10 protein-coding genes are annotated in these 13348 nt (G+C 66.7%); 5 read left to right on the top strand and 5 right to left on the bottom strand.

Going from position 1 to position 13348, the window contains the following annotated elements:
- The first annotated feature begins 186 nt into the window (after nt 1-186).
- The 4 genes from V9K84_RS10010 to V9K84_RS09995 all read left to right on the top strand — a co-directional run bounded on the left by V9K84_RS10010 (nt 187) and on the right by V9K84_RS09995 (nt 4377).
- Nucleotides 187-1269, top strand: coding sequence for an LLM class flavin-dependent oxidoreductase (locus V9K84_RS10010; RefSeq protein WP_088514432.1), 1083 nt, complete (start codon nt 187-189; stop codon nt 1267-1269).
- Between the two features lie 83 nt (nt 1270-1352).
- A complete protein-coding gene (locus V9K84_RS10005; RefSeq protein WP_236171895.1) occupies nt 1353-1853 on the top strand; it encodes a tripartite tricarboxylate transporter TctB family protein in 501 nt (166 codons plus the stop codon).
- A gap of 10 nt (nt 1854-1863) precedes the next feature.
- On the top strand, nt 1864-3366 hold the full coding sequence (locus V9K84_RS10000) for a tripartite tricarboxylate transporter permease (RefSeq protein ID WP_043864035.1): 1503 nt from the start codon (nt 1864-1866) through the stop codon (nt 3364-3366).
- 36 nt (nt 3367-3402) lie between these two features.
- Nucleotides 3403-4377, top strand: a complete 975-nt coding sequence (locus tag V9K84_RS09995) for a tripartite tricarboxylate transporter substrate binding protein (RefSeq protein WP_088514433.1) — start codon at nt 3403-3405, stop codon at nt 4375-4377.
- A 39-nt stretch (nt 4378-4416) separates the two neighbouring features.
- Here the strand turns inward: V9K84_RS09995 and V9K84_RS09990 are convergent, their stop codons facing one another.
- The 4 genes from V9K84_RS09990 to V9K84_RS09975 form a co-directional block, all read right to left on the bottom strand.
- Complete coding sequence (locus V9K84_RS09990) at nt 4417-5307, bottom strand: LysR family transcriptional regulator (RefSeq protein WP_054914352.1); 891 nt, start codon at nt 5305-5307, stop codon at nt 4417-4419.
- An 89-nt stretch (nt 5308-5396) separates the two neighbouring features.
- Nucleotides 5397-7796 (bottom strand): hybrid sensor histidine kinase/response regulator, encoded by a 2400-nt coding sequence (locus V9K84_RS09985; RefSeq protein ID WP_043864032.1) that lies wholly within the window; start codon nt 7794-7796, stop codon nt 5397-5399.
- A 9-nt stretch (nt 7797-7805) separates the two neighbouring features.
- On the bottom strand, nt 7806-8267 hold the full coding sequence (locus V9K84_RS09980; protein ID WP_043864031.1) for a response regulator: 462 nt from the start codon (nt 8265-8267) through the stop codon (nt 7806-7808).
- Nucleotides 8268-8285: 18 nt separating this feature from the next.
- Nucleotides 8286-10541 (bottom strand): ATP-binding protein, encoded by a 2256-nt coding sequence (locus V9K84_RS09975; protein ID WP_254999888.1) that lies wholly within the window; start codon nt 10539-10541, stop codon nt 8286-8288.
- A 295-nt stretch (nt 10542-10836) separates the two neighbouring features.
- Between V9K84_RS09975 and mqo the strand changes: the two genes are divergently transcribed.
- Entirely contained in the window at nt 10837-12483 is a 1647-nt protein-coding gene (mqo, locus tag V9K84_RS09970; protein WP_058540324.1) for a malate dehydrogenase (quinone), read from the top strand.
- A 16-nt stretch (nt 12484-12499) separates the two neighbouring features.
- Here the strand turns inward: mqo and V9K84_RS09965 are convergent, their stop codons facing one another.
- Complete coding sequence (locus tag V9K84_RS09965; protein ID WP_088514434.1) at nt 12500-13330, bottom strand: LysR family transcriptional regulator; 831 nt, start codon at nt 13328-13330, stop codon at nt 12500-12502.
- Between the last annotated feature and the right edge of the window lie 18 nt (nt 13331-13348).

Here is a 13348-nt window from a genome sequence, read left to right as displayed (position 1 = left end):
GAGCATAAGCTAATATGCGCAAAGTGAATTTTAAAGCTGTTTCGATATAAATCATTTTTTATATTAGGTTATGCCTAAAATGAATTTCACAAGGGGTGGCGGGCTCGGTAGCTTATAAGCGTTCGTTTTGAAGAAAGAACCTTCTATAACCAATAAGCTTTCTTCGCCCTCTTCAAGGAGCCCCCCATGAGCGTTCAATTCATCGGCATGATCGGCCACCGCCTGTCTTCGGAGACCCTCGATCCGGCTGGCCCGATCTTCGACAAGGCGTACATCACCCGTTTTGCCCAGGTGCACGAGCAGGCAGGCTTCGACCGGATTCTGGTGGGGTACTGGTCGGATCAGCCCGACGGCTTTCTGGTCACGGCCCTGGCCGGGCTGGCGGCGCCGCGTATCGGCTTTCTGCTGGCGCATCGCCCCGGCTTCGTGGCGCCGACCCTGGCCGCGCGCAAGCTGGCAACCCTCGATCACCTGCTCGACGGACGCCTGGCGCTGCACGTGATCAGTGGCGGCAATGACGGCGAGCAACGCAAGGACGGCGACTACCTCGACCACGACCAGCGCTATGCGCGCAGCGACGAGTTTCTGGAGGTGGTGCGCAAGGTCTGGACCCAAGACACCCCCTTCGATCATCACGGCACCTTCTACCAGGCGCAGAACGCCTTCTCCGCCATCAAGCCTTTGCAAAAGCCGCACCTGCCGGTGTTTTTCGGTGGTTCTTCGGCGGCGGCCCTGGAAGTGGCCGGCAAGCATGCCGATGTGTTCGCGCTGTGGGGCGAGTCGCTGGAGCAGACCCGCGAAACCATTCAGGCAGTACGTGCCCAGGCGGCCTTGCACGGGCGCCAGGTGCAGTTCAGCGTGTCGTTCCGGCCCATCATCGCCGATACCGAAGCTGCGGCCTGGGCCAAGGCCGATGCCATTCTCGATACCGCTCGCCAGCGCCTGGAGCGCGCCGGCCCGGTGGTGGCCAACAAGCCGCAGAGCGTCGGTGCGCAGCGCCTGCTGGACACCGTGGCGCAAGGCGAGCGCGTGGATGAGCGCCTGTGGACCGGTATGGCTGCACTGGTTGGCGGTGGGCACAACTCCACCGCGCTGGTGGGAACCCCCGAGCAGGTGGCCGATGCCTTGCTGGCGTACTACGACCTGGGCGTGACCACCTTTCTGATTCGCGGGTTCGACCCGATCAACGACGCCGCCGACTACGGCCGCGAGCTGATCCCGCTGACCCACGCCAAGGTCGCGGCGCGCCAGGCACAACGCAGCGCCTGAACGGCGCAGCTACCCCAACCCCACCCCGAGACCGCACGCGCGGATCGCCCTGCCTTGTGCCGTACCGGCACCTGGAGACCTGCGTGCGAGATGCTCTGCAACGGGCCGCCACTGCGCGCCCGCATTCCCTGACCCTGAACCTCGATGCCCGCGAAGTGCTGGCCGGCTGCCTGTTCCTGGGCTTCGGCCTGACCGGGCTGCTGGTGGGCAGCGCCTATGCCAGCGGCACGGCGATGCGCATGGGCGCAGGCTACTTTCCCTGGCTGGTGAGCCTGGCCCTGTGCGGGCTGGGCATCGCCTTGCTGGTGCGCGGCCTGTGGCTGGGCCGCGAGAAGGTCACGCTGGACGGGCTGTTCATCGTCCGCCCGGCGCTGGCCATCAGTGCCAGCGTGGTGGCGTTCGCGCTGCTGCTGCCCAGCCTTGGCCTGGCGCTGGCGACCCTGTGCATGACGCTGCTCAGCGGCCTGGGCCGGCACAAGGCGCACCTGGGCGAACTGCTGGCGGTGGGCAGCGCGCTGGGGCTGTTCAGCGTGCTGGTGTTCGGCTACGGGCTGGGCCTGAACCTGCCGGCCTGGCCTGTCTGAGGAGCGACCCATGGAGCTGTTGGCACACCTGGGTATCGGCCTTGAAGCCGCCTTCACCCTGAACAACCTGCTGTACTGCCTGATCGGTGTGACCCTGGGCACGCTGGTGGGGGTGCTGCCCGGCCTGGGGCCGGTGGCCACCATCGCCATGCTGCTGCCGATCACCTATGGCCTGAGCCCGGCGGCGGCGCTGATCATGCTGTCGGGCATCTATTACGGCGCCCAGTACGGCGGCTCGACCACGGCGATCCTGGTCAACCTGCCGGGCGAGTCGTCCTCGGTGGTGACCTGCCTGGACGGCCATGCCATGGCACGCAAGGGCCGGGCCGGGGCGGCCCTGGCCATTGCCGCGATCGGTTCGTTCATCGCCGGCAGCCTGTCGATCCTGCTGCTGGCCGCTGCTGCCGCACCGCTGGCCGAGGTGGCGCTGAAGTTCGGCCCGGCCGAGTACTTCTCGCTGATGCTGCTGGGCCTGGTGGCCGCCGTGGTGCTGGCCCAGGGCGACGTGCTCAAGGCCGTGGCCATGACCCTGCTGGGCCTGCTGCTGGGCCTGGTGGGCACCGACGTGAATTCCGGGGTGGAGCGCTTTACCTTCGGCCTGCCCCAGTTGAGCGACGGCATCAGTTTCGTGGTGATCTCGATGGGCATCTTCGGCATCGCCGAAATCATCGCCAACCTGGAGCGCAGCCGCGGCCAGCCGCCCCAGGTGGCGCGGGTGGGCAGCCTGATGCCGACCCGCGAAGACTACCGGCGCAGCTGGAAGCCGATGCTGCGCGGCACCGGCCTGGGCGCGGTGCTGGGCGTGCTGCCGGGGGGCGGGGCGATGCTGGGCGCGTTTGCCTCGTACATGGTCGAAAAGCGTATCGCCAGGCACCCCGAGCGCTTCGGCCAGGGCGCCATCGAGGGCGTGGCCGGGCCGGAGTCTGCCAACAACGCCGGGGCGCAGACCTCGTTCATCCCGATGCTGGTGCTGGGCCTGCCTTCCAACGCGGTGATGGCGCTGATGGCCGGGGCCATGATGATCCACGGCATCGTGCCGGGCCCGCAGGTGATCGACGAGCGCCCCGAGCTGTTCTGGGGGCTGATCGTGAGCATGTGGATCGGCAACCTGTTGCTGCTGGTGCTCAACCTGCCGCTGGTGGGGATCTGGGTGCGGCTGCTGTCGGTGCCGTACCGCCTGCTGTACCCGTCGATCCTGCTGTTCTGCTGCATTGGTGTGTACAGCGTCAACAACAGCCTGTTCGACGTGCTGCTCACGGTGGCGTTCGGGTTGCTGGGCTACCTGTTCATCAAGCTGCGCTGCGAGCCGGCGCCACTGCTTCTGGGCTATCTGCTCGGCCCGTTGATGGAGGAGAACCTGCGCCGGGCGATGCTGCTGTCGCGGGGCGACCCCACGGTGTTCGTCACCCGGCCATTGAGCCTGACCCTGTTGATTCTGTGCGTGCTGGCGGTGGGGCTGATGCTCATCCCGCGGGTGCGCGCCACGCGTCATGTGGCCTTCAGTGAAGACTGAGGGCTGCTTCAACCCTGACTGTTCCAGGACCTTTGCATGAAAATCATCCTACCGCTCAAGTTTGCCCTGGCCGCACTGGCCCTGGGCGTTGCCGCACTGGCCCAGGCCGATACCTACCCGAGCCGCGCCGTGACCCTGGTGGTGCCGTTCCCGCCGGGCGGCGCTGCCGATACCGTGGGGCGCTACTACGCCGAGCAGTTGTCGGCCTCGCTGGGCCAGCCGGTGGTGGTCGACAACAAGCCCGGTGCCGGCACCGCAATCGCCGCCGAGGCCGTGGCCAAGGCCAAACCCGATGGCTACACGCTGTCGCTGGCCACCGCCGGGCAGCTGACCATACTGCCCAACCTGCAGAAGGGCCTGCGCTACGACCCGCTGCAGGACTTCACGCCCGTGGCGGTGCTGGCCTCGGTGCCCAACGTGGTGGCCGTACCGGCTGCCAGCAAGGTCGACACGCTGCAGGCGCTGATCGACCAGGCCAAGGCGCGCCCGGGCGCGTTGAGCTATTCGTCGTGCGGCAACGGCACCCTGTGCCACCTGTCCGGGGAGTTGCTGAAGAAGCTGGCGGGCATCGACCTGCTGCACGTGCCGTACAAGGGCAGTGCGCCGGCGGTCACGGCGGTGCTGGGCGGCGAGGTGGATGTGGCGGTGGATACCCTCACCGTGCTGGCCCCGCAGATCCAGGCCGGCAAGCTCAAGGGGCTGGTGCTCAGCAGCGCGCAGCGCTCGCCGTTGCTGCCAGGGGTGCCGAGTGCCAGCGAGGCAGGCCTGCCGGGGTTCGAGGCATCGGGCTGGTTCGGCCTGGTGCTGCCCAAGGGCGCTTCGCCGCAGCTGGTCGAGCAGTTGAGCGCGGCGATTGCCGCGATTGCCCAGGCGCCGCAGACCGCCGAGCGGTTCGCGCAGAACGGGATCAGCGTCGAGCACAGTACCCCGGCGGGGTTTGCCAAGCTGATCGCCGATGACGGCGCACGGTGGGGCGAGGTGATCCGGGCGGGCAACATCACGCTGGAGTGAGGCCCGCTGCCTTGGCTGATGCGGGGCAGGGCGGGGCTGCTACAGCGCCAGCCGCTGCGCCGTGACGCTGCCGAACAGCTCCACCGGCTCCTGCAGGTTGCCCAGGTAGCTGGGGTGAAACAGCCACAGGTCGACCTGGGGCTTGAAGTCGCTGACGTTGACCACTTCAAGCAGGTCGCGATGACGGCTGGCGGCCAGCAGCGGCTCGGGCACCAGCCCCAGGCCCTGGCCGTTGGCGACCAGGCCCAGTTGCAGTTCGGTGCCGAAGGTTTCCAGGTTGATCTGCAGCGACAGCCCCTGCTCGCTCAAGGCGCGCTGCAGGCCGGCGCGAAACCCGCAGCCGTCGGGGTTGAGCACCCAGCCCTGGCTGTAGCAGTCCTTGAGCTTGTAGCTGCGCTTGCTGGCGCTGCCCTTGGCGGCCACCACCCGCAGGTGCATGCGGCCGATGGAACGGCTGGCGATGCCTTCGGGGAAGATCTTGCCGGAGGGGAACAGCGCGGCGGCCGCATCCAGCTCGCCGTTTTCCATCCTGGCGATCAGCGCGCTGCCCCAGCCGCTGGCGACCTGGGTCCGCAGCTCGGGGTAGGCCTGGCGAATCTGCGCCAGGGCATCGAGCAGCACCACATCGCCGATGGTCTGCGGCACGCCCAGGCGCAGGGTGCCGCTGGGCGAGCCGTGGCTGGCCACCAGCTCGCGCAGGGTGTCGATCTCGCGCAGGATGGCCTTGCACTGTTCGTACACGCGCCAGCCCATGGGCGTGGGCTTGAGCGGCTTGGTGTTGCGGTCGAGCAGGTTGGTGCCCAGGTCTTCCTCGAAGTTCTGCACGCGTCGTGTGATGGCCGGCTGCGTCAACTGCAGCGACTGCGCCGCAAGGTTGGTCGACTGGCAGCGGATGACGGCGACGAAGGCGTCCATGTCATCGATCTTCATATTCGGCTCTCACATAGTCTGGCGTTGAAAAATGTCATTCAAGAATAATCTTTTTTGCTCGGCCAGGTAGAAAGCGTGTACAGGTTTTTTCAACGCGCCAGCGCTGCCCAGATCTTGCTGCGCAAGTCGCGCTCGCTGAACGGCTTCTGGATCACCGTCGAATGGCTCAGCCCCAGCACGTCGGTATTGGCATAGCCAGTCACGAACACCACCGGCAACTGCGGGTAGGAGCGCTTGACCAGGGCTGCCAGCTCGCCGCCGGTCATGCCCGGCATGGCGTAGTCGGTCAGCAGCAGGTCGATCTCGGGGCTCAGCATGTTCAGTGCATCCGGGCCGTTACGCGCCTGCACCACCTTCAGGCCAAACGATTCCAGCAAGGTGGCCGTGAGGGTACGCACGGTGCTGTCATCGTCCACCAGCAGGATGGTCGAGCCCAGCGGCTGATGCGGTTCACTCACCGGCGCAGGGCTGGGCAGCACGGCCACGGCGTCGCCCTGGATCCGCGGCAGGTACACGCTGACCGTGGTGCCGACATCCAGGGTGGTTTCGATGCGCACCCCGCCACCGGACTGCTTGGCGAAACCGAACACCTGGGCCAGCCCCAGCCCCGATCCATGCCCGACCGGCTTGGTGGTGAAGAACGGCTCGAAGGCCCTGAGCAGGGTGTCCTCGTTCATGCCGCTGCCCGAGTCGACGATGGAGAACACCACGTAGTGGCCGGGTTCCGGGTCTTCGGGCCGCAGGGGCGCGGCCTCCACGGTGACGTTGTGAGTACGCAGCAGCACCGAGCCGGGCCCGTTGGCCATGGCGTCGCGGGCGTTGATGATGAGGTTGAGGATGATCATCTCGGTCTGGGTCAGGTCCGCCGAGGCGGTCCACAGGTCCGGGGCCAGCGACATCTCTACCCAGATATTGGCCCCCAGCGCCTTGTTCAGCAGGCTCTGCATGCCGCGCACGGTGGCGTTCAGGTCCACCGGGCGCGGTTGCAGGCGCTGGCGGCGCGAGAACGACAGCAGCTGGGCCGTGAGCCGGGCGCCACGTTCACCGGCATCGGTGATGTGTTCCAGCCGGGTGCGGGCCTTGTCCAGGTTGCCGCGGGCAATGTCGCGCGTGGCAAAGGTCGCGCTGGTGAGGATCACCGTGAGCAGGTTGTTGAAGTCGTGGGCCACTCCAGCCGTCAGCTGGCCGACCACTTCCAGGCGCTGCATCTGCTGCAGCGTGGCTTCCACGCGTTCCTTCTCGTCGATCTGTTCGCGCAGGCGCTTGTTGGTGGCGGCCAGTTCCTCGACCACCGCACGCTCATCGGTGATGTCGCGCACGGCGGCGTACATCAGGCCGTTCTCCGGCACGATGGTCCAGGACAGCCACCGGTAGTCGCCGTTGGCGTGGCGCATGCGGTTGACGAAGCGGGTCGATACGTTGCCGCTGGCGATGCTGCGGGTTTCCTTGATGGTGGCGTCCAGATCGAGGGGGTGGATCAGCTCCCACAGGCGCAGGCTGCCGATCTGGTCCCGCGACCAGCCCAGCGCCGCCTCCCAGGCCGGGTTGAAGTTGATCGGGGTCATGTCGAAGCGCAGCACCCCCAGCAGTTCACGCGACAGCTCCCAGGTGCGGTCGCGCTCGCGGGTGCGTTGCTCTACGCGCTCGCCCAGGGTTTCGGTCAACTGCACCAGGGCCTGGGTGGCGACCTTGCGCTCGCTGATGTCCTGCATCACCCCGCTGAAACGCACGCAACGGCCATCCTTGAACAGCGAACGGCCGTTGGAGTTGATCCAGCGCAGGCGACCGCCCGACAACTGCACGCGGTATTCGGCATGGAACACCGATTCGCAGCTCAGGGCCTGCTCGACCTTGGCCCGCAGCATTGCCCGGTCGTCGGGGTGGCAGTGCTCCAGCACCTGGTCAAGGTGCAGGTTGCAGCTGGGCGTGACTTCGTACAGGGCGCGGCAGCGCTCGTCCCACAGCACCGAGCCGCTGGGCACGCTCAGTTCCCACACGCCCATCTCCGCAGCCTGGATGGCCAGGCGGGCGCGGGTCTCGACCTCTTCGAGGGCGTTTTCCGCAGCGCGGCGCTTCTCGCGTTCGCGCACTTCGAGCACGGCGCGGCGTATGGCCTTGGGCAGCACCTTGAGGTTCTGCTTGAGCACGTAGTCGACCGCGCCCAGGCGCATGGTCTCCACCGCCTGCTGTTCGCCGAAGATGCCGGACAGGAAGATGAACGGCGTTTCCGGGGCCGCCCGCTGGGCCACCTCGAGCACCTGGATGCCCGACGAGGAGGGCAGCAGGTAGTCGCACACGATCACGTCGAAGGTGTGCTGCTGCATGGCCTCGCAGGCGCCGATGTGATCGTGCACCACCACCGGGTCGACCTGCAGGCCATAGCGCTCCAGCGTCAACAGCGTGAGCTCGACGTCGTGGGTGCTGTCTTCGATCAGCAGCAGCTTTATTCTGGGGAGCGGCGTCGGCGCTCCGGGCTCTCGTCTAGGCATGTGTTGTCATCATGACTTGGGGCGACGCACGACCCGGGTGGAACCGGGCGGTGGCTCGTTGAGCACGGCCCAGAAAATCCCCAGGTCGGAGATGGCGCCGACGAACTCCTTGAACTCCACGGGTTTGACCACGTAGGCATTCACGCCCAGCTGATAGGCGCGGTCCAGGTCCGGCTCTTCGCGGGACGAGGTCAGCATCACCACCGGAATGCTGCGCAGGTCGGCCGAGTCGCGCACCTGTTCGAGCACCTCCAGGCCATCGACCTTGGGCAGCTTGAGGTCGAGCAGCAGCACTGCCGGGTTGCCTTGCGGGCGGTCGGCATGGCTGTTCCTGCGGAACAGGTAGTCCAGCGCCTCGGCGCCGTCGCGTACCACGATCACCTCGTTGGCCAGCTGGCTGCGCTCGAGCGCGAGCAGGGTCAGTTCGAGGTCGTTGGGGTTGTCTTCTACCAGGAGTATCGGTTTGAGCATGGAGCGCCCTCGTGTGGGTCATGCAGTGGGCATGAGGGTTTTCTTTGGAAGTGAAAAATAGAACGTCGCGCCCTGGTCCGGGACACCGTGGGCCCATACCGTGCCGCCATGGCGCTCGATGATGCGCCGCACATTGGCCAGGCCGATGCCGGTGCCTTCGAACTCCTCCATGCGGTGCAGGCGCTGGAACACGCCGAACAGCTTGTTGGCGTACTGCATGTCGAAGCCGACGCCGTTGTCGCGCACGCTGATCACGTGGGCGTCGTCGCGTTCCTGCACGTCGACCTCGATCAGCGCCACCGGCCGGCCGCGGGTGTACTTGATGGCGTTGGCGATGAGGTTGCGCAGGGCCAGGTGCAGGAAGGCCGGGTCGGCCACCACGATCGGCAGGGCGTTGAAGGTCCAGCGGATGTCGCGGCCCTCGTAGTCGGGCAGCATCTCCAGCTTGATGGAGGCGACCATCGCCGACAGGTTGACGTCGGACAGGTGCATGGCGCACCGGCCCATCTGCGAGAAGCTCAGCAGGTTGTCCACCAGGGTGCCGGCGAACTTGGCGGAGTTCTCGATGGTGCCCAGAAAGCGCAGGCTGCGCTCGGACATGTTGGCGCCTTCGGCATCGCTGAGCAGCTCGGCATAGCCGGCGATATGCCGCAGCGGCGCGCGCAGGTCGTGGGAGACGCTGTAGGAGAAGGCTTCCAGTTCCTTGTTGGTCTTTTCCAGGGATTCGGACAGTTGCGCCAGTTCTTCGGCCTTGCGCAGCACGATGCCGAGGATGGCCTGGCGCAGCTCCTGCACGCCCTCGATTTCGCTGGGGTCCCAGGGGGTCGAGAAGCCTTCGACGATCTGCTGCCACTGCTCGAAGCTTTCGCGCGGGTTCAGCGAGCCGCTCTGGGCGATGCTTTTTTCCGGGCGGCCGGCCCAGTGCACCACCTGGGACTGCTGGGGTTTGAACCAGATCAGGTAATGCGGGTGCAATTCGGAAATGGACACGGCAAGGATGCCGCTGGCCATGTCGGCCAGCCCCGTCAGGTGCGGGATATCGCGCCCGGCGTTGTCGGTATGGAACACCTCGGCGTCGCCGCGGGCGGTCAGCCAGCCCACCAGGGCCATGATCCGCGCCTGGGGCGGGGTGTGCCCGTAGGTGTCGCAGCCGGTGCTGGACACCACTGCGGCACCGGCGGCGCCGACGAAGTCGGTGAAGATGTCGGGCAGGGCGCGCAGGCCCAGGCGCACGCTGTCCTGGTCGGCGATGGCGCCCAGCAGCTGCACGATGCGCTGGCGGATCTCGAGCATGCGCGCGTGGCGCAGGTGGGCTTCGCGGGTCTCGATCTGCAGCGACAGCACCCGGCCCAGCAGTTCGCAGGCGGTACGCACCTGAAAGCTCACGCTGCGCGGGGTGCGGTGATGACACGACACCAGCCCCCATAACCGGCCCTCGACCACGATGGAAACCGACATCGAGGCCCAGGTCTGCATGTTGCGCATGTATTGCAGGTGCACGGGCGAGACGCTGCGCAGGGTCGAGAAGCTCAGGTCCAGGGGTTGGCCGGTGAGCAGGTTGGCGGCCGGCAGCAGGCGCGCCGGCTGGTAGTCGGCATCCTCGATCACGCGGATGCGGTTGGCACAGTACAGCGCCCGGGCCTGCGCCGGGATGTCCGAAGCAGGGAAGCACAGGCCCTTGTAGCTGGGGTAGTCGTCGTCGACCAGCTCGGCGTTGACCAGCCCGTTGCCCTCGGTGTCGAAGCGGTAGGACTTGACCCGGCCGAACCCGGTCAGGCGCTTGATCACGCGCACCGCCCGCTCGCACAGCTCGTCGATGCTCTCGCTGTCCGGTGCGCCGCCAACGAAGGAGCGCACCAGCGGGTACAGGCGCGAGCTCGGCGCCGGCACGGCGGCCGGGCGCTGGAATTCGGCGATCAGCACCTGGTCGTGGCGGTGCAGCATCATCGGCAGGCGCTGCGCCTGCTGGCCGATCAGAAACTGCACGTCGGCCACGTGATAGGGCTGGGACTGGTCTTCGTCGAGTTCGCCCAGCTGCTCGACGAAACTGCAACCGTCCTGCACCACCGCATCGAAATGCACGCCCAGCAAGGCGTCGATCTCCACCCCCAGCCAGTCCGGCAGGTTCTCGCTGACCTGGCGGATCAACATGGCCGGCTCCTGCACCACGACCATGAACCCCTGGGGCTGAATGCTGCCGGGGGTACGGATCTGTTCACGGGCGCAGTTGGCCAGGGCGATCTGGAAAGCGTCGCTGGGGTGGGTGGTGGTCACAAGATCCCTCCTGAAGGCGTGTTGGCAGGCCGTGCAGGGGAAGGGCACAAGCGATCCCGGCCAGGTGTAGAAAGCGCGGACAAGGTATCAAATCCTGTGGTTTCACGATGCTAAAACTGATCCTTAGCTGATGAATTGGTTCAGTTTGATAGCGTTTTGCCCGTGCCCTGGCGCCGCCGCGGCCCGATCCAAGGGAACCCCACTGACTGCACCGGGTCGCTTGTACGGCTTGTCATGCGCGATCCATGAGCCACACTCACTGGATCGTCTCGTAATGCAATTGGGGGGATATGCCATGAAGTTCGCAAGGAACGTGGCCACATTGGGCCTGGCCGTGTCACTGGCGGCCGGCCAGGCGCAGGGGGCGGAATCGAAGAAGGTCGATGTACTGCTGGTGGGGGGCGGCATCATGAGCGCCACGCTGGCAATCTGGCTCAACGAGCTGGAGCCGGGCTGGTCGATGGAGATGGTCGAGCGCCTGGACGGGGTGGCCGAGGAAAGCTCCAACGGCTGGAACAACGCCGGCACCGGGCACTCGGCGCTGGCCGAGCTGAACTACACGCCCGAGGACAAGGACGGCAAGATCAACATCACCAAGGCGGTCGAGATCAACGAGGCGTTCCAGGTGACGCGCCAGTTCCTGGCCTGGCAGGTCAAGAACGGGGTGCTGAAGAACCCGCGCTCGTTCATCAATTCCACGCCGCACATGAGCTTCGTGTGGGGTGACGACAACATCAGTTTCCTCAAGCGCCGCTACGAGGCGCTGCAGGCCAGCCCCCTGTTCCGGCCGATGCAGTACTCCGAAGACCCGGCGCAGATCCGCAAGTGGGTGCCGCTGATGATGGAGGGCCGCGACCCCAACCAGAAGATCGCCGCCACCTGGACGCCGATCGGCACCGACGTGAACTTCGGCGAGATCACCCGCCAGTTCGTGGCGCACCTGCAGCAGCAGGAGAATTTCTCGCTCAAGCTGTCCAGCGAGGTCGAGGACATCCGTCGCAATGACGACGGCTCCTGGCACGTGGAGTACAAGAACCTCAAGAGTGGCGAGAAGTCGACCGCCGATGCCAAGTTCCTGTTCATCGGTGCCGGCGGCGCGGCGCTGCCGCTGCTGCAGAAGTCCGGCATTCCCGAGGCCCAGGACTACGCGGGCTTCCCGGTGGGCGGCTCGTTCCTGGTCACCGACAACCCCACCATCGCCCAGCAGCACATGGCCAAGGCCTACGGCATCGCCGCCACGGGCGCGCCGCCGATGTCGGTGCCGCACCTGGATACCCGGGTACTCGATGGCAAGCGGGTGATCCTGTTCGGGCCGTTCGCGACCTTCTCCACCAAGTTTCTCAAGGAAGGCTCGTACCTGGACCTGTTCTCCAGCATGACCACCCATAACCTGTGGCCCATGACCAAGGTGGGGATCGACCAGTTCGACCTGGTGCAGTACCTGGCAGGCCAGCTGATGCAATCGGACGACGACCGCTTCGAGGCGCTGCAGACCTACTTCCCCCAGGCCAAGAAGGAAGACTGGCGCCTGTGGCAGGCCGGGCAGCGGGTGCAGATCATCAAGCGCGACAAGGAAAAGGGCGGGGTGCTCAAGCTGGGCACCGAGGTGGTGAGCGCGGCCGATGGCAGCATTGCCGGGCTGCTGGGCGCATCGCCCGGCGCATCCACGGCGGCGCCGATCATGCTCGAAGTGCTGCAGAAGGTGTTCAAGGACAAGGTCGCCAGCCCGGCCTGGCAGCAGAAGCTGCACCAGATCGTGCCCAGCTACGGCACCCACCTGAACGACGACCCGGCCCGGGTGCAGCAGGAGTGGGCCTACACCAGCGAGATACTGCAGCTTGCGCCGCCACCGGGCATCGATACCCAGGCGCCGCAGCAGTCGCCGGCCACCGACCCGATCGGCCAGAAGCACAGCGACTCGGACCCTGACCTGGCGCCATGACCTCGGCGCTTCGTGCTCAGGGCAGGGGCGACGCCCAGGTACCGGCCGGGGCGTCGCGCAGCGCGGCGTGCAGCAGACGCAGCACCGGGTGCTCCAGCGCAGTGCCGCTGTAGCACAGGCCCACCCGGCGACTGGGCAGCGGGCTGTTGAGCGCATGCACCTGCACCCCTTGTGCCGCGCTCACCAGCGAGTGCGGCAGCGCCGCCACGCCGATCCCGGCCGCCACCAGCAGCAGCGACTGCTGCAGCGAGCCGCTGCTGGCCACCGCCGACGCGGTGGAGTTGCCATACAGCGCCATCAGGCGCTGGTGGGAGGGGTGTTCGGGGCAGATGACCCAGGGGTACAGGCTGGTGACCGTGCCCGGTTGCCTGCCGGCTGCGCTCACCAGCACGAACGGGTCGTCCCACACCGGCAGGAACAGCTCGTCTTCGCAGCACTGTTCTTCCACCGCCAGGCGCGCATCGCCGGCACAGCCCTCGTGCAGCGTGATGTACAGGTGCGCCACCACCTGGTGGGCAAAGCGCAGAAACGCAGCGACCTGCGCGGGGCTCAGGTCCGGCTCGATGCCCAGGCTCAGGTGCTGGCGCGCATCGCTGGTGCGAAAGCGCTGGCGCAGGGCCTCGGCCTCGCTGACCAGCGCGCAGGCCTGCGGGTACAGCGAACGCGCCGCCTCGCTCACCTCCACCCCTCGCGACTGGCGGTTGAACAGGGTGGCGCCCAAGGCTTCTTCGAGCTGGCGGATGGTCACCGACAAGGTCGGCTGGCTGATGCACAGGCGCTGGGCGGCGCTGGTGATGTTGCGTTCTTCGAACACCGCCACAAAGGCTTTGAGGTGCCGGATATCCATAGGTAAGGCCGATGTCTG

The organism is Pseudomonas sp. AE27 (genome assembly GCF_037113495.1).
In the GTDB taxonomy this organism is placed as follows: domain Bacteria; phylum Pseudomonadota; class Gammaproteobacteria; order Pseudomonadales; family Pseudomonadaceae; genus Aquipseudomonas; species Aquipseudomonas palmensis.
This window is presented reverse-complemented; position numbering and strand designations above follow the sequence as displayed.